Raw genomic sequence first — 24,139 nt, forward strand, 5'->3', positions numbered from 1 at the left:
GTTGTACAGTTACTTAAATCTTGAGAGTACAAAAACCAGCTATCGCTAAAGTTGGTAATAACGACAGTTGTACAGTTACTTAAATCTTGAGAGTACAAAAACACTTGCGACCTTGTTCGATAAACCAATCTGGTTGTACAGTTACTTAAATCTTGAGAGTACAAAAACAGTGCCACTCTTTTTTACCCTTCTTACCAGGTTGTACAGTTACTTAAATCTTGAGAGTACAAAAACCACCATTGGTCGGTAAGACCAGGTAAAGGGGTTGTACAGTTACTTAAATCTTGAGAGTACAAAAACCATTGCAAGATGCGTTTGGTCAGACCGATGGTTGTACAGTTACTTAAATCTTGAGAGTACAAAAACCGTGATATAAGTTATTGAAAAGTGTGTCATGTTGTACAGTTACTTAAATCTTGAGAGTACAAAAACTCACTCCATTTGTATCTCTTTAAGGTATTGGTTGTACAGTTACTTAAATCTTGAGAGTACAAAAACCGCTCTGTGCGTTCGAAGTCCGAACCGTCAAGTTGTACAGTTACTTAAATCTTGAGAGTACAAAAACAACTGATTCTTCATTTCTGGAAAGACGTTGGTTGTACAGTTACTTAAATCTTGAGAGTACAAAAACCTCAAATGAAATTTTGATGTTTTTATACCCACATAGTGATTATAAAAACAATAACTGTCCTTGTCAATCCTTACTTTCTAAAAATTTCTGTAAAAGTTTTTCATCAGATGTTTGGGAATATCTTATACGGTAACTAAAATGAAACAACTGATTTAGGATATTCAATATTACTGAATCAACAAGTGAGAGACTAGGTTGTCTCAGCATTTTTGTCAATAAATAAGGCGTTACGGTCTCTAAGGATATCCTAAAATCCTCTCTCGTTGGAAAATTATTACTTGGATAATGTTTCGCTACACTTTCATACATAAACTCAACATCATACAAATGCTCCACCTGGTCAGATAAAATATTGACGAACTTGCTATTTTCCTCATCAATCTTTAGATAGCCTTGGTCACTTGGAAATAAAATAAAGGTTAGGTTTGGATACTTTTTGACTAGCTGATCAATTTGCTTATAAAAACTATCATATGAGTCCTCTGAAATAAAACTATCAATATTTTTTAGCAGGATGAGATATTTCTCTGTTGTTTGTGACAGAAGACGGTCTAACATTTCTAAAAAGAGGGATAGTTTATCAGTATTTGAAACCCATTCGAAAGATAGATTCATATTCTCAATGGTAAAAAATGGACTAAAATTTTTTGTGAGTAGTTGGTCTAGTGTTAGAGGGCGATTCTCTAAATGGTATTCCACCTGACCACAGTTTAAGTTTATATGCCGATTCATGGTTTCTTCTATAAGCTCTACTTGTTCATTAATTCTCTCCAAATGGGCTACTATATCCACTTGATTGACAACTTTACTAAGGTAATCGTGAGCAAGTGTGCCTTTCTTATATTCCATCTGTTCAAGTAAATCCTTAAAACTTGAAATGTCGATATAGTGATAGCTACTTCGCTTCACTATTTCTCCAGTCTCATCAAGTATAGTAGGCTCTTCATAATCAAAAATACTTAAGTCCTCACTTGAGTATTTTCTTCCACCAAAATACCAACTCAAAATCTGCCAAGTATAATATTTGAGTTCATTATTCTGACCAACAATTTGTGTGATTACCCCAATATTCAATTCAATACGTTCTTTGTAAGGATGTTGTACAAAAAATTTCATATAACCACCAACTTATTATCACTGACGATTTCTTCTTGCTTAGTTTTGCCACCTATGATTAACGTCATTTCTGAAAATTGCTTTTCAGTAACCGCCAAAAGTCTCACATTTCCAGCAGGTAGATTACTCATCTTTAACTTCTTATAAAATTTATTTGCAAAACTTCTATTAGGACAAGTGCGATAGTAGACCGAAAATTGTAACATTTCAAACCCATTTGAAATTAATTCTTTACGAAAATTACGATAGATTCTTTTTTCATCCTTGGATTCCATGGGCAAATCAAAAAAACATAATAATCTCAATGCTTCATACCTCATCTTATTTTCTCCACTCTAAACTTGATACCACCGGACAGTGAAATTTACTACTATCTTTTTCCGAAATATATTTGATAAAGCCTTTGACATATTTATCCATAGCAACTGTCACTGAGCAAGTCTCTTTGCCATATTTGATTTTAGCATTGAGTAAATCTGTCAATCCCAACCTATACTCATACTTAAGGAATTCTTGATCTCGTAAATTATCATAAACCCAAACATCTACAATCTGTCTAAATGGCTCCATCAAGTCATCAACCAAATTAAACTGATTGTATTCATTTTTATGGAAGATCCCTAATAGACCATTTAAACCATAACCCGCCACTATTCTAGCCATCTGAGCCCTCATAATAGCATAGCCATAGTTTAAGCCAGCATTGATGACATCAGCTTCTTGCTGAGTTACTCTGACAAATTGTTTACCAAAGAGCTCATTAAAGTAGACCTTGGCAGCATGTCCCTCTCTATTCGTTCTATCACCAGGTTCTATCTGCTCTTTATAGTCTGAAAGTAGTCTAATGTTATCTAGACTTTTTTCAAACATGGCTAGGACATCCTCTTGGTTATTGATTTTATAATAAGTTACAATCTGCCATGCCTTGTCCTTTTGTTTCTGAGACCAATCCATCTGTTCTTTCAAGCGTTTGTAAGCTCTAAAGTGCCCATTTTGTGAGTGATAAATTCCTGTTGGTAAATGTTCGTTATCACAAACGACTAAGGCAATATTATATTTACTTAGGGCGCTTAATAATCTAAGTGTAACAATGGTATCTCCACCTTCTGCAACTATTATCGAAATATCACTAAGTGGCACCGTAAACTCTTGTCCCATCTTTTGCACTAATAAGTTATCAAGCTTTAAGCGCATCTTCTCACTTTGACTGACATGTACAACTCTCCAAGTCATTTCTTCTCCTTTTTAAATAACGAAAACACCCTGCCATAAAATGACAGGGTGTTGATTTCGGCATGAAGCCTTATCTTTGTAGCTTCTGCAAGATTTAAGTAACTGTGTAAGGCGTCCCTTACACGATTATTATAGTATATGACAACTATAATTGCAACACTTTTTAACAATTAATATTAAAAATCTAGCTTAGGCTTATCACCCTCATTTTTGATGATATGCTGATTTCCTAGAACATCCGTTCTTACTTTGTAAATAGAAATATTGGGTTTGTTTATTCCCTTTTGACATTGACCACCTTTAGCTACAGCTCCTAGTACATTTATTAACGATTCATTTCCTTCAAATTTCTGTTTATCATAAGGTTTTAATTCTACATAGTGTTTAACATTAGGTTTAGTACGAGATAAGAAACGGAATAGCTGCTGTTCTTTTGTTTCCGTATCTTTGATAAGCAACAAATCGTTTTTATAAAGTGTAAACTTGAATTCTGAATCAGAATCTACACCCTCTTTCTTCTTAATGACATTGTATTTTTCCTGAGAAATCTTATATGTTCCTGTCCCTTTCTCAAATTGTAGATCAGCATATTTTAATCCAAGGATTTCGTATTTTCCAGTAGTCTTATTGAAATAGACATCCGCTCTCCATGGAGAAACTGACTGCAAGACAACTTTATTGTTACTATCTTTGGGAGTGATATCAATATGATTACCTAACTTACTATCATAGTATTTAAGACTCTTGATTTCAGGACCATTGCCTTTTTTACTATATTTACGAATATAGTCGCCATGTTCTTCTTTATATTTTAGGAAAGGATTACATGGTACTTCTTTCCCTTTTTCATTCATTTCCTTATTAGGATAGTTCTCTAAAATTGGCTCGATAACTTTCTCAAAGGTTTGTGGGTCGTGACGATACATGAGGAATTTTGACTTATCCTTCTGATAAATCTTTATAAAGGCATCATAGCCAGTCTGGCTATAGATATCTTTGATTTTCCCTAAGACATAAGTTTCATCCTTCTTATCTTTTCCTACTTTAGCCTGTCTTGTTGCATAAATGGTGGCATCTGATATTTTACGATTAAACTTAGAATCCACTTGATATGAGAATAAGATACTGTCTTCAAATTCTTTACTCTTCAATGTATCAACAAAATGTTGGTAAGGGGCTTTGAACACAGATTCCTTGTACTCATCATCACTAATAAGTTCACCAGTTTCAATATCAAGTAGTTGGTTTTCTGAATAATTTACAAGGGTATTCTTTTGTTTTTTCCACAAATTCAACTGACTTGAAGCAGCAATAATCAGTGCATCTACGGCATGGTGATGATAAGTATCACGAGTCTTCTCAATTCCCCAATGGCGTCTCAATTGAGATGTGAATTGACCACGAACCACGGAAACTTTTGTATCAATCTTGTGAGCTCTAAAGTGTTCTTGAAGGGCATTGAGGACAACTCTTGAAGCGTATCTTGTATCTACAAGATTTCGTTCAATAAATTTCTTTCGAACATCAAATTTTGAAATATCTTCTTCCGTAAGAAGATATTCTTTTTTCTTATTTGAAAGTGTTTTTGATTCACGGACAAAGGCTTTTAATTCACGGAAAGACCATGCATCATCCATACTATCTAAAGCCTGGTAAGGTGTTCGTTGTCCTTTTTCTTGGTTAGCAGTTGCATAAACTAAAACCTTATTGGCAAGGCTATCATCAAAGGTAATAGAGAGAGGTAAAATATGATCTATTTCAAATTGATTAGGATTATTAATCAAATCATGTATTGAAATTGTCTTACCAGTATAAAGGCAACGTTCTCCTTGCTGATGCCATAGGCGGATTTTAGTCGCTAATTGCTTATGACCGTGGAAAACACTATGTGGTAATTCAGCCTTTCCATTATATTGGTTGGCAGCCTTAAGCATTGCTGCATCTTTTTCATCTTTGTTTGCTTTTTGAATCTTTTGAATAGCTTTCTTTTCATCATCTTCATTTGTTGCACGAGCCATTTCGATGACAATATTGTCAAAGTCTCCATACTCTTTGATTGCTGCATTTACTATTTTTATAGCTTGGCGAACAGACTTAGCAACAACAGGATTATAGATTTCTTCAGTTAATAGTTTTTCATCTATATATTTTGTTTTATTTGAAGACGAAGTTGTTTTTTGTTTCCCAAGTCGTGTCAGGATAGTCATTTGCTCTTCTGACGTCGCATACAATTCTGGGATTAACTCCATCATCAGTTTGACAGAAAAATTATGCCATCCTTTGCCAAAAATGGAACTATTTGCTTTGCGGAATTGAACCAATTCGTCAATTTGCTCCTGGCTAAAGTTACCATCAACAAACTCATGCTCTAAGGCTTCTTGAATACCTTCCCTCTCAGTGTTTAATGTCAAGACATAGGCTAACTTATCAAGTTCCTCTCTTGACATTTTCTCAATATCAATGGTTTCAAGCGTCTTCATCTTTCGATAGGCTTCGAAAGTATGAATCTCAGCCTTATCTGATTTGTCGATACGGTATCCCTTGATATCTGCAATATCACAAGAAAGTAGCTTAGCGATATATTTAAAAAGTTTCGCTGGCCCCATTGCCTTTTCGTTTTTGACATAATTAATGATTTGATTCTTCTGTTCTTCGCTCAACTTCTTGGTTTCAGTAGGAACTGTTAGATTGTTCAAATCATTTAGCAAATTGAATTCTTGAGCCGTGTAGGATGCTTTTGCTGCTCTAAACTCTTCTGGATAAAATGTACATTTCCCGATTAGGATACCAAAAATATTGTCTAAAGTTTCTCCACTCGTTCTATAACGACCATAATCAGTCCGAGACTTTTCATTACCTGGTCCGTGATAATATTTCCGTTTTCCAGTTAAAATTTCGAGATAACGATTAATAAATTCATCTGTAATCTGTGAATTAAATTCTTGTTGGGTTTGTAATATTCTTAGCGCTTCTGCACGATAAGCTGATGTTGGAAAGACATTAATTAAGCGATGTTTTTTTCCATCTTCCTCAACAGTAAAATCACCACGTAATTGACCATATTTTTGGTAGCGTTCCAACTGAATCTGTCCCGGTGTCTTAGTTTCTAATTGTTTACTATTTTCCTTAACAATTTGTGCATAGTCTCCTACTGATGAATTTCCGTCATCACTGGCATCATCGAGATAACTAATCCCACGGTGTTTCACCATATTTTTAAGAGCGATAAACAATTCTTCATTAGACAATTCATCGATCAAGCCCTTAACCCGTAATTGATATGGGTTAAGATTGATTGAAACCTTCGTAAAATCGGTGATTAATCCACTTTCCTCAAATAGATGATTTAAACGAACTCTACGATGTTTTTTACGTCGTGTCAATCGTCTTCCTTGACGATTTGTTCTACGTTCTACATTATTTTCCGCTTGGGCTGCTGGGAAAATGCGTGAATTCTTATGGATAATTTCTCCCGTCACTTTATTAAGGATACCTACACCAACAGAACCTATACCGATATCAAGTCCTAAAACTAAGTCGCTCATTTAAGAATCTCCTTATGCTTTTTTCTAATATTTTACAATAATATCTGAAAATTCACAACCGTGTTTGTAAACGCTATAATCTATGTTTTAAAAAATCAATTTAATATTATTTTTATCTAAACAACTTTATTCACTTCATTCCGAAATCTAGAAAAAATATAAATACTACTCCCTTTAACGACTTTGCTCATGTAAAAAGCCAAGTCAACTTGGACTTGGTCTTGGATTTCATTTTTGAACAAAGGAGTTTAAATTACCAACTTGTTGGCAAGGAAATCGGAATGTTAAGCTTCACCTTCATCTTGCTATTGTTAATAGTGGCTTGCTCAATTTCGTAGCCGATTTCAGGAAGCTTGAGCTGAATCTGGTTGTTAACCACGCGAACACCACTGCTGGACTGGGCAATGCTCTTCTTGAGGTAAGGCAGAACCAGTGATTTTGGAACTGGAAGGCGACCCAGGTGGGCACCTGCCAAATCTAGTAGGATGACTTCCTTGTTAGTGCTGACCGTAAAATCAAGGCTAAATGTTGATTCGATAGGGCCAAGAGATACGGGAACCTTAGCTGTTAGATAGGAATCATTCAACTCTACGGTACTGTTTTGCAGGGTCTCATCATTAGATTCAGCTATGCTTTCTTTTAGGACTTGACGAAACTGATTACTATCCAGATTAATCTCGGTTGAAAGGCTCCCTGATGATAGTGATGTCCCACCAATACCAGCCTGGACTAAATCAACAAGAGATGTTTGTGTTGGTACATTTTTTAATTGGTCTTGACTGTCAATCTTATCCGGAATAAGTAGAGCCACCATTGCAAAAAAGAGCACAATGACAAGGACAATGAATCGTTTAAACCACTTCCACATAGGGATACCCCATTTCAATTTTTCACTTTTGACGTCTATTGTACTGGAATCAAGGGAAAAAAGCGAGTAAGAACTGGAAATTCTCTCATATTTTCTTAATCCAAGAGGTAGGGCTCAAGAGCTTCATAGACCTTTCAGTAAGCATTGGCATATAGGTGAACGCCGTCATAGGTACGCTCTGCTTTCTGCTCTTTTATATCATCGACCGGCTCAGCATTACAATTAATGAAGTGGCAACCATAGGTTTTGGCGATTTCCTCAGGAGTCTTATTAGAACGGTCAAGGTTTTCAGGGGTCCGCAGTTTCATCCACTGGATAGATGCCCGGGTCTGACAAGGCAGATGAAGATTTGCTGGAGAAAAAGCTATCAGGTAAATCTTGGTATTTAGCAATATAGCTAGTATTTGCTCCAGAATTTGTCCGATATTTGCCATCATATGGTGTAACCAATGGTCTCCATAAGTCTCCTAGGTCATAACATTAGTACCCATACTGATGAAAAGCTTGGCCGGTTGCAAATCCAAAATCAGGGGAAGGATATGCTGGAGAAATTCATCCGTATTCAAACCACTGATGCCTCCATTATAGATGATATCGTCAATACCTCTACTCCTAGCAATTTCACAAATGGGAAAAAGCTCCATGAGAGAGAAGCCAGTGAAGAATATCTCTCCCTTGATGGCGACCTCATTTAAGTACTAATAGTTTTTAAGTTTGATTTCTTTTAATTCATCCATGATAATTTTCTGCTATATTTATCTCAATGAGTGAGAAGGTAAAAAGTAGCCATAGCTTTTAGGGCGCCAATTAGTTGGATAAACATAAGCGCATGGATGAGCCCAAATAATAGAGACTGGACGAGATTAGCCCCTAGAATCCTAGTTTCCCTTACAACCTTATAGCTATCCATCTGGACCATAAACATTTCCTTTTCGCTGGCAGTCGCCCTTTTCTTAAAATAGCTGCAGATATGTTGGAAGGAATTGACGACTTGACCAGGATTTTCAGGAAGGTCAAGTGCTTGATTAATATAAGCTTGAGCCTAATCCAAACTAACCTCATCATTCTTGAGATAGTTCCGGATTTCTAAGTAAATCTTGTTTGAATGACTGAACACCAGGTACTTATTTACTGCCCAAAGTCGCTCTCACTGGCGACGTGGATTTCTTGTTGTCATTAGGGACCTTCCTTAATAACTTTTTATCATCATAGCATAGTTTAAATGGGGATAATAGAGTATGATCTTGCTAGTGGGGAGTCATTTGCTAGGGATAGTTGTATCTATTTTCAGAAAAAGGGTTTTGCTTGGTTTATGTATAAGCGTTTGCTATACTTAAGGTATCAAAGAAAGGAGACAAAGCCTATGACATTGTCCAAAAAACTCACACTTTCTCTTGCCTCTATGGCAGTTCTTGGTCTTTTAGCAGCCTGCTCAAACCAGAAAGCTCAAACACCTGAAAGCTCTGCTAGTACCCAACAAAGTTCAAGTAAGGTTTCACCTTCACAAAGTTCTGAAGCTTCTAAACAGACTAACGGGCTAGATGGCACCTATAAAGGAACTGATGAAAGCGATCGTATTACTCTTACTATCTCTGGAAATACTGGTACTTGGGAAGAGGACGAAGCAGATGGCGAGAAGGATAGCAAGTCTGTAACAGTTAACCCTGCCAATCAAAGTCTAACGATTGGGGATGATATCAAATACTATAAACTCGACGGAAATCAGCTGACTATTGAAGATGATGATCGTGATTCAGATGATACCATTATCTTAACAAAATAATATCATATACCTTAGCCAAACCACTCTCTTGATTTAGCTAAGTTTTTTTATGTTTTACTATTGCAAGAAAGAAAACGGATACAAACAGGAGGCTGATGATGACCCAAAGACAATTATGGTTGACGCTATTCTTTTATCAATTAGTGTAACTCTTATTGGACTCGGATTTTCTGTATATAATTATATTATCTTCGACAAACCTTTTATAACTACAAAAGGTTTGCTAGCTGCATTTTATCTGGGTGCGACAGTGGTTGCCATTAGTCTATCCAAGTCAAATAGGAAGTAAAGATAAGAAAAAGGTATAAGTTTGCAGACTTATACCTTTTTTGGTAAAACATTACTTAATTTTGTGTTTGTTCATTTTTTCTTCAAAAATAGCTGTCATGATTTTACGCAACTCTTCTCTCTCTTTTTCAGGAAGGTCCCCTTGGCGCTTAGCCACTGCATAGAGCTCAGGATATTGCTTGGCTACACGCTCTACTGTCTTAGTCGTCGCATGGCCTCTTACAAAGAAAGGAATGCGTTTAATCCATTCTAGCGGTACCAAGTCAAGCAACTTCTTCGCAGCTTCCTTGTCAGAAATCTCAGCTGTACTCAACCCTTGGTTGATTTGTTCTTGTTCTTTTTCAGTAAAATCTTTTAATTTCATTACTAATTCCTCTTAATCTTTATATAGTAGATTTTACACTCTTACATGAGATTATACAACTGATTGGGACTGATGAGACAAGGGATTGACTAGCTCATGTGTCATGTTTCTACCCTACTCAAACTTTCGTTGCACGTTAACCTAGTCCATATCCACCCATTTGCCATTGTCCATGATAAAGGGTTTGGCTAGACCCGGTCCGGTGTAGTCCTTGTACTTGGTTGTGAGATACTTGTAGCAGTCCTTCTTGCTAGCAAATTTAATGGCTTGGTAGGGCTCTTCGAAGGTCAACTTTTCAACAAATAAGTAGCCATCCGTCGTTGGAACTAAGACGCCAACATGACCAACAAAAAGAGAATCTCCGTCCAGATTATCATGGACAACAACCGACAGCATACATGCCTTGTCATCAAAGGTGAACTGCTTGTAGTAATCTTCCATATGTTTGGCGTGAACCTTGACATCTTGGGTAGGTTCAGTCTTAACCCTTGAAAAGAGAATTCCAATTAATTTTGTTGCTTTCCAGCAATCCAAATAGAATATTTTCAAATGACGAACTCTTTGATTATCTTTACCCTCATGATTCTGAAACACTGGGAAGGTCTATTACAGAGTATGTATACCAAATCAGGCAAAAATTAAAACCTTATGAAATTAATCCAATTAAAACAATCTGGGGAGGTGGTTATCAGTGGATAACGCTCTGACTTTTAACCAACTGATTAAACAAACATATTTTAAGATTTTAAGACAATTTCTTATTAGTCTTTTTCTATTTTATTTGCTACCATTGTTATTTACTGCTTTTACTAATATTACTGAAAAAAATGCAGGTGCATTTACTATCTATTTCAGCACGATTTCTTGGATTTATATTAGTCTAATTTTATTTTCTATTATTGCTAAAAATATTAGCAACCTTCTAGAAAAGATAAAGCAAGAAACAAATATTGTTTATAATCAAAGTCTATTGGTTGATATAAATGAACAAGCCCCAGCTAAATTAACTTTGATTGAACTGATTGAAACAAGACAAAAAATTCAGGAAATGCAGTCAACGATTAAAAAAATGATTCAATCTGAAAAACAGCAAAAAAAGGAATTGATGTTTCAAGTCTCAGCTGCAGCACATGATTTGAAGACACCTTTAACAATTATTCAAGGAAATGCTCAATTTTTACAATCTATGGATATTACTGGAAATATTGGTCAATGTTTAGGAGATATCGAAATTGCTAGCCAACAACTTAATAGATACTTTAATCAGCTAATTAATTACTCTAAAACATTCTATAATGATAGTTCTAATTGGGAGAGTTTCTCTTCGGATTACTTACTTGAATTATTTGAACAAGAAATTAAGTTAATTACTGATAAAAAGGCTAAAATCCAATTTTCCAATAATCTACCAATCACTATTAATTTAACACTTAATTTAAACCTATTCCTACGAGCAATCTTAAATATTATTAATAATGCAATTGACCATTCCAAAAGTAATTTTCCATTAATAAGAGTAGACTATAGGTTAATAGATAATAAATTTTATATTTCCATATGGAATAGCGATTCTTCATTTTCGGAGAATATACTCGAGAAATATGGGTTACTATACTTTCAAGACAAACAGGCAACAAATTCAGAGCAAGGAAGTCATTTCGGAATTGGATTAGCATTTGTTAATCGGGTAGCGAAAATTCATGGCGGAGAAGTAAATTTGAGTAATTTTGAGAACGGTGCTCTTGTCACTATTTGTATACCAGTCTAGTCTTTAGTTATCAAATATTTTATACCACTATGTCAATTATAGAGATTAGTCCATCAAAATATTCTCTTGAAATTTTGGATTAGGATTATTAGTAGTAATATTTAACATTTTTACAAATTCTTCCAATATTATAATCAGTCTTTCATACTCATAAAGATAATGACCTAGCTCCTCTTGTAATACTCTTATTTCTTCAGTCACTTGCTCTAGTGTAATTGATTCTGTTAAATTTAGTTTTGAAAAGTCATACCTTGCTAGTTTTCGACTATTTGGATCTTCACTCTTCAAATTGATAAGCACTTCCGCCATCTTGTTTAAGGTGGCGATTTTTTCATTTGTTTGAGTCAGTTTGATGTCTAGCTCTGCTATTTCTGCAACCAGTTCGTCTTTGATGTCCTGGTATTTTTTGTCTGTCTCTGTCAACTCAATCAAGAGATTAATCTCAGAAATCTTTTCTTGAAGTCGATCAACAGTCGGTCTTCTGTATGGTATTACTCGACTATCGTTGGTTAACTGTCTAATCAAGGTTCGCCCTTTAATATACTGATTCTTATCCGAATGTTCTTTGTTATAGACAAAATATGAGGTTGTCTCTCGGATATAGACTTTATATTTTGTCTGATTCTCTTCTTCCAGAATATCTAATTGATAATTGGGAATGAAAATGAGACCACTCTGCTTAATACCAAAAGACACTTTGATATAAATGCCCTCATCAACTTGCTTCTCTATTTGGTTCTCTGCAAGTTCCACTTCAAATTCACGAACGGTATCTCGTTTTTCCTTAAATGTCTCAAAGGCTTCCTCAATCTCTTCAGTGGATACTTTATCCTTATCTCGTTCTTCTTGGAAAGCATGGTACTGTTCCTGTAAATTCTCTAATCCTTCTGAAGCACCGACTTCCTTATTTTTAAAATAATCTTGAAAAAATTTGACATCATATAATTTCTTATCACTTATTTTTTGATGACCCAAACTTATCTTTTGATTCTCTTCTTCCAGGATAAAAGTTACATTTTTTTGTTTTAAGTCAATGGTTAGATTCGATTCTTTTGCTTTTGTTATTAACTCTTCTAAAGAATTGACACGGTTCAACAAAAATTCTAAACGACTTTTAATCTCTTGCTTAGCAAAATGCGTTCTAAAAAATTCTTCATCATATAGATCTCGTTTGCTGAGTTGGCGTCCTCGAATTGGTTTTATCATCGTTCTATCTGTCATCAAAAAACGGCTATGCTTTTGACTAAAATCAATCTGAACATGCAACTGCTTTGCTTTCTCTAAAAAATCATCAAATGATTTAGATTGCTGCATCAAAAAATAAAGACGTTGCTTTAATTCAAATTTATGACTAGACTGCCTATATTTTTTATAATCTCGATAGGAATAACGTTTCTCAATAATTTTTGCACCAGCCATTTTCGAAATACGGTCTGAAATCATACGGAGGTTTCGTTCCAAGGCATAGTTCCATATCAACTTTTTATCTGAATTGCGGTCAATAGAGTTGATTAAGATGTGATTATGAATATGATTTTTGTCTGTGTGAGTTGCCACGATAAAACGAAAACGTCCTCCTGTTAATTCCATCATGGTCTCATAACCAATGCGATTAATTTCTTCAGGTGTCAGATTATCTTCAGGAGAAAATGATTGAATGAGGTGATGAGCATGAATAGTTTGTTGGTGTTTTTCTTGTCGGTCGTTTCTGGATTCGTACAACTTGTCATTATTGGTGAAGTTGACATTGTACATCTCTACCATTTCTGCATGACTAGGGAAGTCCAAGTAATTGCTCATTCCAAAATCAGATACCAATTTCAAATCATCTGTTTTATAGGGATTGAGGATATACTTAATCAAACGCCTACGATATTTTTTACCATGTGTCGCAAAATGTTTAGTGACTACCATAAAACTCCTTCAATTTTTTCACTTCCACTTGAAATTCTCTATCCACTTCCTTAATTAACTCTCCGACTCCTTTACTCAATTCTTGTAATTGGTCCTGAGAAATCAAATGGCTTTGATTAATCGCACGCGCAATTTGATTGATGTTATTCCCAATCCGTCTCAATTCAAACACTAACTGTTCATAGGTATCCGTGTTAATTGTGACAAAAGCCATATTGGGATTAAGTAACACTTTTCTGGCATAGACTGAGAAATTTTGACAATTGCTCTTAGCAATCCGTTCATTCAATTGGTGTAATTCTGGATCAGTTAGAAATACTTTTTTGAGATTGGTACGATAGCGATAAACCATTACATCGTCCTAACCCATATATTTTTCACGGAACTCACGACTGAGTGGCTGCACTTGATTCACTTCTGCAATCAATTCTTGAACGCAAGTCAATAAGATTGAGACGTGCTCTTGAGTCACTTGATGATTTTCTCTTGCGACAACCAGAACTTCATACACATCTCGACTAATCTGTTCAAACTTTTGAGACTGCCAAAGGGAGAACCAACTTTCAAAAATTCTATCCTGATAATTCTTTTTCAATAAATTTTGACGAAGAAATTCTGAGAAACTATCCACTTTTTGTTCCCTCATCATTTCTTTTATCTGTTTTTCTTCTTGTCTCGTAATTCTAAATTGCTTTCGGATTGACTTAATTTCTTGTCCCATTCTGATATCCCTTCAACATTCTACTTGTCTGACAGTGTAAGTCTACCTCACATTGTCAGTACGCTTCCTAAAGGCCTCACTCGCTTCTTGTTCGGTCTTTGCGAGCTCAGATATTGTGTCCACAATATCCCAAAAATCATATCGCCAGCCGACCAAAACCCTCCAATTTTGACAGCCAACGATAAGATAACTTGGTGGCTCCGCCCCCCAACCCCCCAGTGAAAAATCAAGACCTGATTTTCTTAGGAATGATATAAGGATAACAAGAATGTTTTGGAAAAGTTATCACATCATAGAAATAAAGGTAAGAAAAAAGAGAGCCTAAACTCTCAAAAAACTATCTTAAATATTTAGCAAAATATTCTTTAAAGACATACGGTTCTAAACTCTTTTGTGAAAAACCTTTAGAAAGTTCAATACATTCTTTTGCAGTACCTTTTCCTGGTCGCAGATAAAATGCTCTAATCCTTTGAAGTAATTGTCCAGCACAAGAATGATATTCTTGATTTGTCATCTCATCTAATCGATTTTCCACAGCTAAGGCAAATATATTCCCATAAAACATATCCTCTTCATATCTATGCCTAGTCATATAATCATTAATATCATAGAGCATAGATTCCAAATTTCTATAATTTGGTGCCCCTACTAATGCTCTACTCGCTCTATTTATACCATCAACATAGCTATATGCATCGTTTAGAGAATTAAAATCCCAAAACCTCTTAGAATCAAAATACTTATATTCTCTATCTAATTGTGATTTTAGTATTCGTAAAATAGATAATGCAGTACTCTTATCATTATTTTTAATTGCCATATAGGCTTCATTAACCCCATCATTATAAAAATCAATGTGTTGATTAATTTCAAAACCTAAAATACCAGTAATATCAAATTCCAACAATTTAGTGTCTAATGTAATCATATTTCCTCCTTACCAAAATTTAATCATCAACGAAAGACATAACATCAACAATATCATCTAATTCGAAGTAATCTTGTGCTTTTTCAATAATCTGACTATCACTAGTCGGCATATAAACGATTAAATTTTTCATTGCTCTAGTGATTGCGACATAGAATAATTTCTTCGTTCTATCTTGAACCTTCTCACTAGTAGACCCCATACCAAATAAGGTATCAAAATTATATTGATTCCACCTTCCATTATCTAACAAAACTAAGACATTCTCATATTCACTGCCTTTAACTTTATGCTGAGTTATGACAGATACATATTCTCTAAGATAAGCAATACTATTTATATATTCTTTAAATGATAATTTCTTAAGTCGTAACCATAAATAATATCCCCTATTTTCAATAAAATTAGTAAATAAGTCATCCTTTGAAATTAATCCACTTACCTCTGCAAGTTCTATGACTTTTCCAATTGTAATATCATCAACAGAGATTTTTGTCATAACTTCAGATAGACTAATCTTATCTTCTGAAGAAGTTATATTAAATTTAGTAATACGTAAAAATTCATTATGCTTACCTGTTTTATATAGATCTAATAGTTCATGGATTAGATCTAGTCTTCTAAGAATCCTATCTCTATCTGTACCCGCTTCATATCTACTGCTTGATCCATTAAATTTATATGCTAATAAAGAATCTTTGTTAACTTTACTCTTACTAATCACTTCTTCAAACGAATATGTTTTAACTTCATCATAAAAATCTAAAAGTTCTGGGGTAGATTTAACAACATCAATTATTAATGGACCACCCCTTCCAACAACTATTTGAGCTTCTTCTACTAACTCTTCAAATGATTTTCCATCATCAATTATCTGATTTGTGTCAATTTTCTTCTTCAAATTTGCAACTAATTTCACAAATATATCAGAATTATATAATTCAAATAACTTAGAGAAACCTGCCATTTCTGCATTAAGTTTATGCGTCAGGCGCAATTCCTTTGTTTTGTTAGGTATATCGAATTCTAACTCTCTGTATAGTTTACTATTTCTAAGAACTTCAAGTTTATTAATATCATTCCCGTAGATAAATTTCACTACTCCTTGAATTACATTACCTTCTTCCATATTGGGAGCAGTTACATCACTAGATGGGATTTGAACTAATCCATCATTTCTGAATTTATTTGCCAAGTCAATAACTTTTTTAGGATTACGCCGGTTTTGAGCTTTTTGTATCTTTACCAAATTATAAGAATCTAAGTCTCCTACCCCTGAATCATAAATAGCTTGCATAGAATCTCCAAAAAATCCTACAACATTTTTCTTAGTACTCTTTTGTAGATGTTCTAATAATATTTTCACAATTAGTGGACTTGTATCTTGATATTCGTCAACAAAAATATAGTTTGCAGTATCCGCTAAAATATCACACAGTTTCTTATATTTCGAAAACATTTTTTCAGCAACTATAAGGATATGATCATGACTTATTTGAACTCTATTTTGGTCTGTTCTACTCATAGAATACCATTCAGCATAGTCAACACGAACATCATCAAAGTAATCATGTGAAATATTTTCTTCTTCAAATACTTCCTTTGGTGCAACGAATAACTTTTGTGAATCATCATTTATTAACTCAACAAGACATTCTTTAATCTCTTTTTGGAATTTTCCAATGACATACCAGATAAACTCATGAATTGTTGAAACCCATAAATTATCATTAATGATTCGTGACCTAATCTCTGCAACAGCATTGTTAGTATAAGTAATACATATAATCGATTGTTTCGGTTCCTCAATAGATATTTTTTCAATAATGGAAATTAACGAATAAGTTTTCCCGCTTCCAGCACCGCCCTCAAGAATAAAATTTTGATCTTGTTTTATAACTTCAAATACTTTTTCTACCTCTGATTCTATTGTTCTCTCAACCATAATAATCCCTCCGAAATATAGTTAGGTACTTTCCAAGTATTTTCTTCATCTTCAAAGTATAATAAACTTGACGCAAATGCAGATTTTTTGTTCACTTTATTCCTAGCAAATTCATAGAAATCTTCTATCTCACCATCATCAAAGTTTTTTAAAGCTTCAAATTCAATAAGACCATCTTTATGTTTAATAATAAATTCTTTATTTAAACCAATAAAGGCATCCTCAAAACTAGCAGGTTGATAACCATTGTCATCTTCGGGAATTTGATATGCAATACGGATTCTATAATCTGATGATATTTTTTCTGCAAAACTCTTTTGAGTTACTATTGAAAAAATTTCATCTCCAGAAATATCAAAGAAGCTTTTAATTGAAGTATTTGTCGTAGATGTAGCATCTACTGCCGAACAAGAATTCATACGATTATTTTCATTTTTATTTGCTGGATCAATATCTGTAATTATCAATACTTTTATTCCTAAGAAATCAAATAATTTCCTAAACACTTGTGAATGAGCACCTGTTTCGATAATTGAAATATTTTGAGAAAGCAATGGCATTGTATTCGAAGCTTTGTTTATTGGATTGGCTATATCTACCTTTTGCATCATCGTAGGAATTAAAATCCTTTCTGTATCACCCTCAACACAAATAACTTTATCAGCAAAAAATAATTCACTACTATTGAGAGTAAGGTACTGCTTTACAAATTTATATCCTAGTTGTTCATCACCATATTCTTCTTTCAATGAGTTAAAAGCCTTTGATACTGCTGTGCCATTATCACGCTTAAAATAAATTAGATCATCAAAGCTACAATCAGAAACTATGTGAGATGAATGAGTTGTAATTAAAGTTTGAACACCGCTAGTATCTCCACGTGCTTTTAGTTCATCATCGTGTACTTTTAACAAATCTTTAATATTCTTGATAAAAATATACTGTAATTGTGGATGCGTATGCGATTCTGGCTCTTCAATATAAACTAGGTTAATATCTGCAGGGTCTTTTTTTATATCTGCCATTACAGTCTCAATTTCAAAAATTATTCCATATAGATTTAAATACCCCAAACCATTATATGTCTCAGGTAATAGACTATCATCATGCTTATAATATAGCGTCGTATTATTACTTATAATATCTTTCTCAGACAGTGATGAATGAATTGCCAACTCTGCTTCACTATCATTTCCACCAAATCTTTTTACTCGTTCAAAGACTGGAGTAAATATCCCTTCGCTACTATCATCACCACTATAAGCTTTCGTTAAAGTTTCATCTGCCTTTAAAATCGCAGATTTAAGTAAATTATTTGCATTGCTGTCAATATCTTCTCCATTATTTAATTTATAAAATTGATTTGACGTCTTAGACAATGAATGGTTATTTTCTTTATTAGATACTTCTCGACTAGCACTGATCCCTCTTACTTTAATAATTTTATGAACATCTTTCATTTCAAGTAAATCAGATTTTTCTTCTGTTAATTTTTGAGTAGAAGGATTGTATCCCAGTGAGTAAATCTGCATTTCGAAAAGTTTACTCATATTTTTCTTCATGAACGACTCAAATCTTGAAAAATCATCTATAAAATCACTAACTTGAAGATTTAACTCACGAAGTTTTTGAATAGGGATTATATACGTAAATTCAAGAATAATAAAATTGTTATCGGGATTTAAATCCATCATGAATGTTTGGATATTTTGATACGAATCTATTTCCGAATATTGAATCCAAATTTGAAGACTAGTACCTAAAATAGGTTCCCAGTCTTTCTCAGAAATATCAGAAACTAACTTTACTTTTTCATAAATTTCTTTTCTATGACTTAAGCTAATATCTTCCCATGTTAAGGTATTACCAGAATTCTTATTGAATATCTTTTCTAACACAGATAAAACCGAAGTCTTACCACAATTATTTTTACCAACAATTAAAGATAAATCATTTTTCAACTCTAGAGAAAAATCCTTCAATAAACGATAATTTTGTACATAAATTTTTTTAATTTTCATAATTTCCCTCTCTATCTCTATCACACAATTCTCTCAACCGTTCTTGTCCCACCTGCAACATCTCCTTCTCTACCTGACTCCACTCCCCAAACAGTAACTCTTGAAGAACATCCGCTGCTGAAGTTTCATTTTCTTTTGAATCATATACAGAACTTCTATCTCGTTGATAAATTTGAATTCTTTCAAAGATAGCTAGTTCTTCCAATTGTCTTGTATTATCAACTAGATGATTTACAATGAAATCATGATGTTCTTTTGGAGTTGCGCGTGCTTGATTTGGATTAATAGCGTACAGTTCTTCGTATCGGATAAGAGTGCTCAAATAGGACAGCTTAGGCTTTGTCGCAATCAAGGCTAATTGCACTTCATATCCCTTGTTTTTCAAGAGTTGTGCTGTTTTCTTTGGAACCTCAATCGTTCGTAAAGTTCCCTCAATCAAAAGATTGTATCTCAAATGACTCAATTCTGTTACTAAAGACTCTACCATTTTGCCTGCAAAATCTTTGGTGTATTCTACACTATCTTTGCCATATTCTTGCTGCAGTTCTAAATAGCGTGGATGCTGAGAACGAAAACTATCGCCATCTATGATAACAATATTTCCTTGAAATTCTTTCTGTTTAATTCGATGAATTGTAGTCTTACCAGCACCACTTTGCCCTCCAAGCAAAATCGCTATAGGTTGCTTACTGGACTTTTTTCCTCTTGTCAATGAGCGAACGTTCCGAGCTAAAGCATGTTTGAATGCACTGTCAGTATAATCTTGGATTCCCATTAGGCTACCACCCGATGATTCACCATGTCTAACATCCGCTCAATACCGTCCAAATAGCCACTATATCTCTCTATTTCATCAAAATTTTCTACTAAATAGATATTCGTATGAATCAAGTCAGATAGATCATCACTCATTAAAATCCAAGGATTAGATTCATCATCAATGCTAATTCCCTGACTATCTTGATAGCAATAGAGTCGAGAAAGTAGATTAGCACCTCTTTCTTTCACAATTTCAATTTTTAAAGTCAATTCATAATCTTCAACAGGATTGAGCATTTTGTCTTCTCCTACGATATCGACATAAGATACATTAAACTTCTGACAAATGATATCTATTAGTTCCGTAGAGACTGAACTAGTTCCATTTTCATAACGACTCAAGCTATTTCGAGAAATTCCAATAATTCGGGCAAATTCTGGTTGTGTTAAGTCATGCGTTTTACGTAAGGACTTTATGTTCTTTCCAATCATGGCAAACTCCTTTATTTTTATAAATCCATTATAGCATAAAAAAGTATAACGCACCAATTTTGGTGCGTTATTGACTATTTTTCCTAAATCTCTCTAAATTCTTCTCCAATTGTTCCTTATGAAGTTGGTTCTTAGCTTTCTTTAATGTGTCGTCCAAAGTTTCTTCTCTGTAAGTTGCTTCTGTTTTTAGTTGTTGTGATTCTTGATTTGGAGTGAAAATGATATCTAGCAGTCGGTCTATTTTTTCAAGATCTTGGACAGACATATCAGATAGTCTATGAATCAGCTTTTTAAATACATCACTATTGTCGTGATTTTTCTTAAAAAATGTTGTAAACATCTATAACCTCTCAAAAAAAGCAGCCTATCAGGACTGCTTAGTGTAATTCGGAAATCGCATCATAAATGGACTGCAATTTCTTATTGTCTTTATTCTTTGTGTCGATCAACGTATGTAGCTCTTCAATTTTCTTTTGACTACTTTGAATATCGCTATTGTTATCTGCAATCAGTCTTTTAAGATGTTGCTGATAACTTGTAGTGATATCTGTTTCTTTTCCTGTTCTAACCTCTGTAATTTTGGGTTTAGAACTAGAATTTGATTCCGTCACAGGTGCTTGTTTTCGCTTTTGAAAAGCTGCTTCATAATTTACATCATTACCTCCTTGATGATTTCCAAATAAGGCCGCAATTTTATCTGGATCTTCTGGATTTTCTGATTTACTTTCTAATGGTTGATTAAAATTCCAATCTTTTGTCATTCACTCATTTCATCCTTTCTAAATTCAGAATCATCGAATTGTCTTTCTTTACCAAAGGCATGATCAAGAGCTTCTTCAAAACTCATGTGACTGATGCTTTGACGCCTTTTGAACGTCGCAAACATCGCTGTCTCCAGTTGCTCTTTGTAAGCAGCTAGTTTTTCTGTCTCTCTTGCTACCTTACTTTCTTGCCTAGTGACCTTTTCTTCTAAGCGTTCAATAATGGTCATATACGTTCCTCCTTCATTCTAATATTAGCTAAAACATCTTGATTTTGTTATCACAATTCTAAACATTGAGAGGTTTGTCTTACTGGTTGATTCCTCAATGTTTCCTTTGCATTCTCGATCATCAATTGTAAATCTGATTTCTTCTCTCGAAGAATATCGTTCCAGTCTACTTTTTCTTTCCCTGATTCATTATCAGGGAAATCCAAGAAAACAGGAAATCCTGATTGAGATAACTTATCAGAAAAATCTTTTCCTGCATCATCACAATCTACCGCAAGTGTCAATAAATCATGATGATTATCAAAATAGCTGGTGGTATCACGAATTGTATTGATTAAAGGCAATAACTTTGAAGGTATTACTGTATCCAAAAATTCCAACTTCTGATTTTCTTCAGCTATCAGTCGTAAAGTTTGATAAGCAACAACAGACCTTTTTAATCCTTCCATAGATACCAAACGAACATCAGATAGACTTTGTTGATGCAGTTCGTAATAGCTCATCAAGTCGATGAACGATTCACAAAAGACCAGTCTATTTGGTTTACCAATGTCAAAGGATATTCCAATATGTCCATGGCTTCCTTTTAGAATCGTTTTTAACCTCTCTCTAGAAAGAGCGGGATTCTTATAAATCCCTTGTAAGCTTGCTGCCTGCAGCTTGTGACGATGATTAAAGCTTTTAAAAACAATAACAGGTTCAACTGTTTCATTTGTTTTCCATCTGGCTTGTGCTATTAAACCCTGTTGAATCATACTTTGTACGATTTCTTCTGAAATTCCTCTACATTCTGTTAAGTAATATCTGGCCAGACTACAGTTAGAATCTTCTATTCTCTTTAAAGGATAATAAAATGGTCTCTCTCTTTTTGCTTGAACAGCTTCTTTTTGAAAAGGTTCTTCAGAAAGAAAGGCTAGAGCTTCTTTAAAGGAAATTCCCTGAACAAGTCGAACAAAATCAATGACATCACCTTGAATATCTCTTGAAAACCATTTAAAAGTATTGGTAGTTGAAAAAATCCGAAATGAATCGTGTTCAGGATGTTCATAGACACTGCTCGAAACTTGTTTAAAGGAGATACCTAAACGATTGGCTACATCAAGAATTGAAATTTGCTTACATTCTTCTATTTCCATGCAATATCATCATTTTGTCGTAGTATTTGGCAGTGATGGAACAGATGAGGATTCTTCCAAAGTTTTGGGAGTGGCCTTATCCAAATCATCTAACCCAGATTTCCAAACCTGTACTTGGTTGACCAATAACTTACCAGGTAGTTTAGAATAGGATAACTTAACTGTTCTTGTTTCTGTCTGATTAGTCTTTGATTGGTTGGCATTCTTTAAATCAGATACATAGGTTACATTATAAGAGACCATGGCAATGGCTTGATTCGTAGTCTGATTGACAAAGATATCTGCTTTTTCAAAATGATAATCCAAAATATAATCCTTATACACTTGGTTCATGGCATCATTTTGACTTGACAATTCTTGAGAATAAGCCGATTCAGTCATATAAGGTTGAATACGTGTATTATTTTCTCCGAGCTTTTCTTTCGTATAGTACTGCGTCAAAAATTCTTTTACAGTATCCGATGACAAAATGCTGGCTTTATCTTCTGCTTGTTTGTCCTCTACAAGTTTAGCTGCAGCCAATTCGATTTCTTTGCGACTTTGTTTAGCAGTAGAATGTTGACCAGCAGTATATCCCATCATGAGAATAAAGCTAGTTGCGGCTACTGCACCAACACTAATTAAGGCTTTAGTTTTGACTTTATTTAACATCTTAGACCTTCTTTCTATAAAAACTAGGTCAAGAATAACAAAAAGAACTTGTAAGTTTTATCACATCACAACGAAATGTAATTCCTACATTTCAGGCGCAAAATCGTACAGTTCAGAGAAAAATATCAAAATTAGCTGTCTTCAGTTTATAATATAAATATGAACAAATTAAAAGAAGAAAATTTGAGAAGAGCTCTTTCTCATATTGAACGCCATAAACAAGCCATAAATACAAGTAATAATAGTGAGGATAATGATTTTCATAAATTATTACTCCAATTTAGCTATGAAGTATATGAAAGAATCAAGGCTAATAAAAAACCTTATCCGAATTTAGATTCAGATAAAGTTTTTTAACCATCTAACAAGTTTACATACTTTCCTTAGTTTTGGAGTTTATGAAACACCAACTGAATCCTAGAACCAACATCAGATTGATGAAAAGGTACACAGCCGTATAACTAGTTAAACCATGTTGTCTGATATCATCAAAGTATAAACTAGGTTCAGTAAAGAACAGATAAATTCCATAGACCTCCACGAAAATAAGAAAACTGACAAAACCAATCAGGAAAAGTCCACTGGCAATAAGAAAGAGTCTCCATAAAAGAATGAGAATTCCTCCTACTGCTAAAAAAATTACTGGGATAAGGAGTAAATCATTCATGACTTTCTCCTTTCTAGTCAATCAAGTGACGGTAATGAGTGGCAAGAGAGGAATCAAATTCCTCTAGCTTTTGAACTAAGTCCAAATACTCCTCTTTTTCATGTTCTTCAAAGTCCACACCTCTATGATTCTGAAGAGAGATTTCCAATTGGCTAGTGAGTTCTCGTATAGAAAAGCTGTAATCGCCTGTCACTTCCTCATAATGTTCCTTTAGTTCCTTGTAGGCATGGTATTCTTCAGGTGTTTGAAATCCCTGTACCAAGGCCTCTTCTAATTGATAATAGGTATCTTCCATCATAATCGTTACCTCGTTTCTTT

General features: G+C 34.1%; 27 protein-coding genes, 4 pseudogenes and 1 CRISPR repeat array. Of the genes and pseudogenes, 6 read left to right on the forward strand and 25 right to left on the reverse strand.

All coding sequences use genetic code 11. The features are described from left to right. Positions 1-631: direct repeats of the CRISPR family, unit length 36 nt; unit sequence GTTGTACAGTTACTTAAATCTTGAGAGTACAAAAAC. 63 nt (positions 632-694) lie between these two features. The 7 genes from csn2-St to ADF62_RS11270 all read right to left on the reverse strand — a co-directional run bounded on the left by csn2-St (position 695) and on the right by ADF62_RS11270 (position 7,843). Further along, complete coding sequence (csn2-St, locus tag ADF62_RS00250) at positions 695-1,747, reverse strand: CRISPR-associated protein Csn2-St (protein ID WP_003097495.1); 1,053 nt, start codon at positions 1,745-1,747, stop codon at positions 695-697. Beyond that, the gene (gene cas2, locus ADF62_RS00255; protein WP_002946754.1) at positions 1,744-2,067 is read right to left on the reverse strand and encodes a CRISPR-associated endonuclease Cas2; all 324 of its coding nucleotides are present in this window, start codon (positions 2,065-2,067) and stop codon (positions 1,744-1,746) included. The genes csn2-St and cas2 overlap by 4 nt, the downstream gene beginning before the upstream one ends. Position 2,068: 1 nt before the next feature. Further along, entirely contained in the window at positions 2,069-2,980 is a 912-nt protein-coding gene (cas1, locus tag ADF62_RS00260) for a type II CRISPR-associated endonuclease Cas1 (RefSeq protein ID WP_003097497.1), read from the reverse strand. A gap of 176 nt (positions 2,981-3,156) precedes the next feature. Then, a complete protein-coding gene (gene cas9 / locus ADF62_RS00265; RefSeq protein WP_048787825.1) occupies positions 3,157-6,525 on the reverse strand; it encodes a type II CRISPR RNA-guided endonuclease Cas9 in 3,369 nt (1,122 codons plus the stop codon). A 253-nt stretch (positions 6,526-6,778) separates the two neighbouring features. Then, positions 6,779-7,393, reverse strand: a complete 615-nt coding sequence (locus tag ADF62_RS00270; protein ID WP_003097516.1) for a hypothetical protein — start codon at positions 7,391-7,393, stop codon at positions 6,779-6,781. A gap of 134 nt (positions 7,394-7,527) precedes the next feature. Next, positions 7,528-7,701 (reverse strand): hypothetical protein, encoded by a 174-nt coding sequence (locus ADF62_RS11265; RefSeq protein ID WP_155809867.1) that lies wholly within the window; start codon positions 7,699-7,701, stop codon positions 7,528-7,530. Continuing rightward, positions 7,682-7,843, reverse strand: a complete 162-nt coding sequence (locus ADF62_RS11270; protein ID WP_003093242.1) for a hypothetical protein — start codon at positions 7,841-7,843, stop codon at positions 7,682-7,684. The genes ADF62_RS11265 and ADF62_RS11270 overlap by 20 nt, the downstream gene beginning before the upstream one ends. Between ADF62_RS11270 and ADF62_RS11275 the strand changes: the two genes are divergently transcribed. Further along, positions 7,843-8,088, forward strand: a complete 246-nt coding sequence (locus ADF62_RS11275; RefSeq protein WP_037621523.1) for a hypothetical protein — start codon at positions 7,843-7,845, stop codon at positions 8,086-8,088. The genes ADF62_RS11270 and ADF62_RS11275 overlap by 1 nt on opposite strands. A 65-nt stretch (positions 8,089-8,153) precedes the next feature. Here the strand turns inward: ADF62_RS11275 and ADF62_RS11825 are convergent. Next, positions 8,154-8,513: pseudogene (locus tag ADF62_RS11825) on the reverse strand (DUF1722 domain-containing protein). 243 nt (positions 8,514-8,756) lie between these two features. On the opposite strand from ADF62_RS11825, the gene ADF62_RS00285 reads away from it, so the two are divergent. Both ADF62_RS00285 and ADF62_RS11830 read left to right on the forward strand, forming a co-directional pair. Next, a complete protein-coding gene (locus ADF62_RS00285; protein ID WP_003094396.1) occupies positions 8,757-9,176 on the forward strand; it encodes an SP_0198 family lipoprotein in 420 nt (139 codons plus the stop codon). Between the two features lie 98 nt (positions 9,177-9,274). Beyond that, positions 9,275-9,465: pseudogene (locus tag ADF62_RS11830) on the forward strand (bacteriocin immunity protein). Between the two features lie 51 nt (positions 9,466-9,516). Here the strand turns inward: ADF62_RS11830 and ADF62_RS00295 are convergent. After that, positions 9,517-9,828: a hypothetical protein gene (locus tag ADF62_RS00295; protein ID WP_003094237.1), complete on the reverse strand. Its 312-nt coding sequence runs from the start codon at positions 9,826-9,828 to the stop codon at positions 9,517-9,519. 141 nt (positions 9,829-9,969) lie between these two features. Further along, positions 9,970-10,332 (reverse strand): annotated as a pseudogene (locus ADF62_RS00300) (DUF4300 family protein); the annotation flags it as partial. Here ADF62_RS00300 and ADF62_RS10000 point away from each other — a divergent pair. Beyond that, positions 10,320-10,535 (forward strand): annotated as a pseudogene (locus tag ADF62_RS10000) (winged helix-turn-helix domain-containing protein); the annotation flags it as partial. The pseudogenes ADF62_RS00300 and ADF62_RS10000 overlap by 13 nt on opposite strands. Continuing rightward, positions 10,520-11,596, forward strand: a complete 1,077-nt coding sequence (locus tag ADF62_RS00305) for a sensor histidine kinase (protein WP_048787827.1) — start codon at positions 10,520-10,522, stop codon at positions 11,594-11,596. The pseudogene ADF62_RS10000 and the gene ADF62_RS00305, both read left to right, overlap by 16 nt. 45 nt (positions 11,597-11,641) lie before the next feature. Here the strand turns inward: ADF62_RS00305 and ADF62_RS00310 are convergent, their stop codons facing one another. From ADF62_RS00310 to ADF62_RS00370, 13 genes are all read right to left on the reverse strand, one after another. Continuing rightward, on the reverse strand, positions 11,642-13,510 hold the full coding sequence (locus ADF62_RS00310; RefSeq protein WP_048787828.1) for an SAG1250 family conjugative relaxase: 1,869 nt from the start codon (positions 13,508-13,510) through the stop codon (positions 11,642-11,644). Beyond that, positions 13,497-13,862, reverse strand: a complete 366-nt coding sequence (locus ADF62_RS00315; RefSeq protein ID WP_048787829.1) for a MobC family plasmid mobilization relaxosome protein — start codon at positions 13,860-13,862, stop codon at positions 13,497-13,499. The genes ADF62_RS00310 and ADF62_RS00315 overlap by 14 nt, the downstream gene beginning before the upstream one ends. Before the next feature lie 9 nt (positions 13,863-13,871). Continuing rightward, on the reverse strand, positions 13,872-14,231 hold the full coding sequence (locus ADF62_RS00320) for an SAG1252 family conjugative relaxosome accessory protein (RefSeq protein WP_048787830.1): 360 nt from the start codon (positions 14,229-14,231) through the stop codon (positions 13,872-13,874). A 337-nt stretch (positions 14,232-14,568) separates the two neighbouring features. Beyond that, positions 14,569-15,159 carry a hypothetical protein gene (locus tag ADF62_RS00325; RefSeq protein WP_048787831.1) on the reverse strand — a complete coding sequence of 197 codons (591 nt, stop codon included), beginning with the start codon at positions 15,157-15,159 and terminating at the stop codon, positions 14,569-14,571. Positions 15,160-15,178: 19 nt separating this feature from the next. Then, on the reverse strand, positions 15,179-17,104 hold the full coding sequence (locus tag ADF62_RS00330; protein WP_048787832.1) for a UvrD-helicase domain-containing protein: 1,926 nt from the start codon (positions 17,102-17,104) through the stop codon (positions 15,179-15,181). After that, positions 17,086-19,125 carry an ATP-dependent nuclease gene (locus ADF62_RS00335; RefSeq protein ID WP_048787833.1) on the reverse strand — a complete coding sequence of 680 codons (2,040 nt, stop codon included), beginning with the start codon at positions 19,123-19,125 and terminating at the stop codon, positions 17,086-17,088. Before ADF62_RS00335 ends, ADF62_RS00330 begins: the two co-directional genes overlap by 19 nt. Further along, the gene (gene pezT, locus ADF62_RS00340; protein WP_048787834.1) at positions 19,115-19,900 is read right to left on the reverse strand and encodes a type II toxin-antitoxin system toxin PezT; all 786 of its coding nucleotides are present in this window, start codon (positions 19,898-19,900) and stop codon (positions 19,115-19,117) included. The genes ADF62_RS00335 and pezT overlap by 11 nt, the downstream gene beginning before the upstream one ends. Beyond that, on the reverse strand, positions 19,900-20,376 hold the full coding sequence (gene pezA, locus ADF62_RS00345) for a type II toxin-antitoxin system antitoxin PezA (RefSeq protein WP_048787835.1): 477 nt from the start codon (positions 20,374-20,376) through the stop codon (positions 19,900-19,902). The genes pezT and pezA overlap by 1 nt, the downstream gene beginning before the upstream one ends. Before the next feature lie 67 nt (positions 20,377-20,443). Continuing rightward, entirely contained in the window at positions 20,444-20,716 is a 273-nt protein-coding gene (locus ADF62_RS00350; RefSeq protein WP_048787836.1) for a hypothetical protein, read from the reverse strand. A gap of 37 nt (positions 20,717-20,753) precedes the next feature. Continuing rightward, on the reverse strand, positions 20,754-21,137 hold the full coding sequence (locus tag ADF62_RS00355; RefSeq protein WP_048787837.1) for a DUF5945 family protein: 384 nt from the start codon (positions 21,135-21,137) through the stop codon (positions 20,754-20,756). Continuing rightward, a complete protein-coding gene (locus ADF62_RS00360) occupies positions 21,134-21,367 on the reverse strand; it encodes a DUF5965 family protein (protein WP_000152419.1) in 234 nt (77 codons plus the stop codon). The genes ADF62_RS00355 and ADF62_RS00360 overlap by 4 nt, the downstream gene beginning before the upstream one ends. A gap of 50 nt (positions 21,368-21,417) precedes the next feature. Beyond that, the gene (locus tag ADF62_RS00365) at positions 21,418-22,503 is read right to left on the reverse strand and encodes a toprim domain-containing protein (RefSeq protein ID WP_048787838.1); all 1,086 of its coding nucleotides are present in this window, start codon (positions 22,501-22,503) and stop codon (positions 21,418-21,420) included. A 9-nt stretch (positions 22,504-22,512) separates the two neighbouring features. Next, on the reverse strand, positions 22,513-23,154 hold the full coding sequence (locus ADF62_RS00370; RefSeq protein ID WP_000933083.1) for a hypothetical protein: 642 nt from the start codon (positions 23,152-23,154) through the stop codon (positions 22,513-22,515). Positions 23,155-23,313: 159 nt separating this feature from the next. Between ADF62_RS00370 and ADF62_RS00375 the strand changes: the two genes are divergently transcribed. After that, the gene (locus tag ADF62_RS00375; protein ID WP_004249782.1) at positions 23,314-23,511 is read left to right on the forward strand and encodes a hypothetical protein; all 198 of its coding nucleotides are present in this window, start codon (positions 23,314-23,316) and stop codon (positions 23,509-23,511) included. Between the two features lie 13 nt (positions 23,512-23,524). On the opposite strand, the gene ADF62_RS00380 is transcribed toward ADF62_RS00375, so the two are convergent. Both ADF62_RS00380 and ADF62_RS00385 read right to left on the reverse strand, forming a co-directional pair. Next, entirely contained in the window at positions 23,525-23,821 is a 297-nt protein-coding gene (locus ADF62_RS00380; RefSeq protein WP_048787839.1) for a DUF5966 family protein, read from the reverse strand. 13 nt (positions 23,822-23,834) lie between these two features. After that, positions 23,835-24,119, reverse strand: coding sequence for a DUF5962 family protein (locus ADF62_RS00385; protein WP_048787840.1), 285 nt, complete (start codon positions 24,117-24,119; stop codon positions 23,835-23,837). Positions 24,120-24,139 lie beyond the last annotated feature (20 nt).

Origin of the sequence: Streptococcus sp. 1004_SSPC (genome assembly GCF_001069025.1) — a bacterium.
Lineage (GTDB): Bacteria > Bacillota > Bacilli > Lactobacillales > Streptococcaceae > Streptococcus > Streptococcus vestibularis.

Coding starts and splice junctions, on each gene's coding strand:
- ADF62_RS00350 (WP_048787836.1), bottom strand. CDS start 20,716: ATGTTTACAACATTTTTTAAGAAAAATCACGACAATAGTGATGTATTT.
- ADF62_RS00360 (WP_000152419.1), bottom strand. CDS start 21,367: ATGACCATTATTGAACGCTTAGAAGAAAAGGTCACTAGGCAAGAAAGT.
- pezT (WP_048787834.1), bottom strand. CDS start 19,900: ATGGGAATCCAAGATTATACTGACAGTGCATTCAAACATGCTTTAGCT.
- ADF62_RS00380 (WP_048787839.1), bottom strand. CDS start 23,821: ATGAATGATTTACTCCTTATCCCAGTAATTTTTTTAGCAGTAGGAGGA.
- pezA (WP_048787835.1), bottom strand. CDS start 20,376: ATGATTGGAAAGAACATAAAGTCCTTACGTAAAACGCATGACTTAACA.
- ADF62_RS00325 (WP_048787831.1), bottom strand. CDS start 15,159: ATGATTACATTAGACACTAAATTGTTGGAATTTGATATTACTGGTATT.
- csn2-St (WP_003097495.1), bottom strand. CDS start 1,747: ATGAAATTTTTTGTACAACATCCTTACAAAGAACGTATTGAATTGAAT.
- ADF62_RS00375 (WP_004249782.1), top strand. CDS start 23,314: ATGAACAAATTAAAAGAAGAAAATTTGAGAAGAGCTCTTTCTCATATT.
- cas2 (WP_002946754.1), bottom strand. CDS start 2,067: ATGAGGTATGAAGCATTGAGATTATTATGTTTTTTTGATTTGCCCATG.
- ADF62_RS00320 (WP_048787830.1), bottom strand. CDS start 14,231: ATGGGACAAGAAATTAAGTCAATCCGAAAGCAATTTAGAATTACGAGA.
- ADF62_RS00270 (WP_003097516.1), bottom strand. CDS start 7,393: ATGTGGAAGTGGTTTAAACGATTCATTGTCCTTGTCATTGTGCTCTTT.
- ADF62_RS00315 (WP_048787829.1), bottom strand. CDS start 13,862: ATGGTTTATCGCTATCGTACCAATCTCAAAAAAGTATTTCTAACTGAT.
- ADF62_RS00285 (WP_003094396.1), top strand. CDS start 8,757: ATGACATTGTCCAAAAAACTCACACTTTCTCTTGCCTCTATGGCAGTT.
- ADF62_RS00385 (WP_048787840.1), bottom strand. CDS start 24,119: ATGATGGAAGATACCTATTATCAATTAGAAGAGGCCTTGGTACAGGGA.
- ADF62_RS00365 (WP_048787838.1), bottom strand. CDS start 22,503: ATGGAAATAGAAGAATGTAAGCAAATTTCAATTCTTGATGTAGCCAAT.
- ADF62_RS00355 (WP_048787837.1), bottom strand. CDS start 21,137: ATGACAAAAGATTGGAATTTTAATCAACCATTAGAAAGTAAATCAGAA.
- cas9 (WP_048787825.1), bottom strand. CDS start 6,525: ATGAGCGACTTAGTTTTAGGACTTGATATCGGTATAGGTTCTGTTGGT.
- ADF62_RS11265 (WP_155809867.1), bottom strand. CDS start 7,701: ATGAAACTGCGGACCCCTGAAAACCTTGACCGTTCTAATAAGACTCCT.
- ADF62_RS00310 (WP_048787828.1), bottom strand. CDS start 13,510: ATGGTAGTCACTAAACATTTTGCGACACATGGTAAAAAATATCGTAGG.
- cas1 (WP_003097497.1), bottom strand. CDS start 2,980: ATGACTTGGAGAGTTGTACATGTCAGTCAAAGTGAGAAGATGCGCTTA.
- ADF62_RS11275 (WP_037621523.1), top strand. CDS start 7,843: ATGGTCTCCATAAGTCTCCTAGGTCATAACATTAGTACCCATACTGAT.
- ADF62_RS00370 (WP_000933083.1), bottom strand. CDS start 23,154: ATGTTAAATAAAGTCAAAACTAAAGCCTTAATTAGTGTTGGTGCAGTA.
- ADF62_RS00330 (WP_048787832.1), bottom strand. CDS start 17,104: ATGGTTGAGAGAACAATAGAATCAGAGGTAGAAAAAGTATTTGAAGTT.
- ADF62_RS00335 (WP_048787833.1), bottom strand. CDS start 19,125: ATGAAAATTAAAAAAATTTATGTACAAAATTATCGTTTATTGAAGGAT.
- ADF62_RS00295 (WP_003094237.1), bottom strand. CDS start 9,828: ATGAAATTAAAAGATTTTACTGAAAAAGAACAAGAACAAATCAACCAA.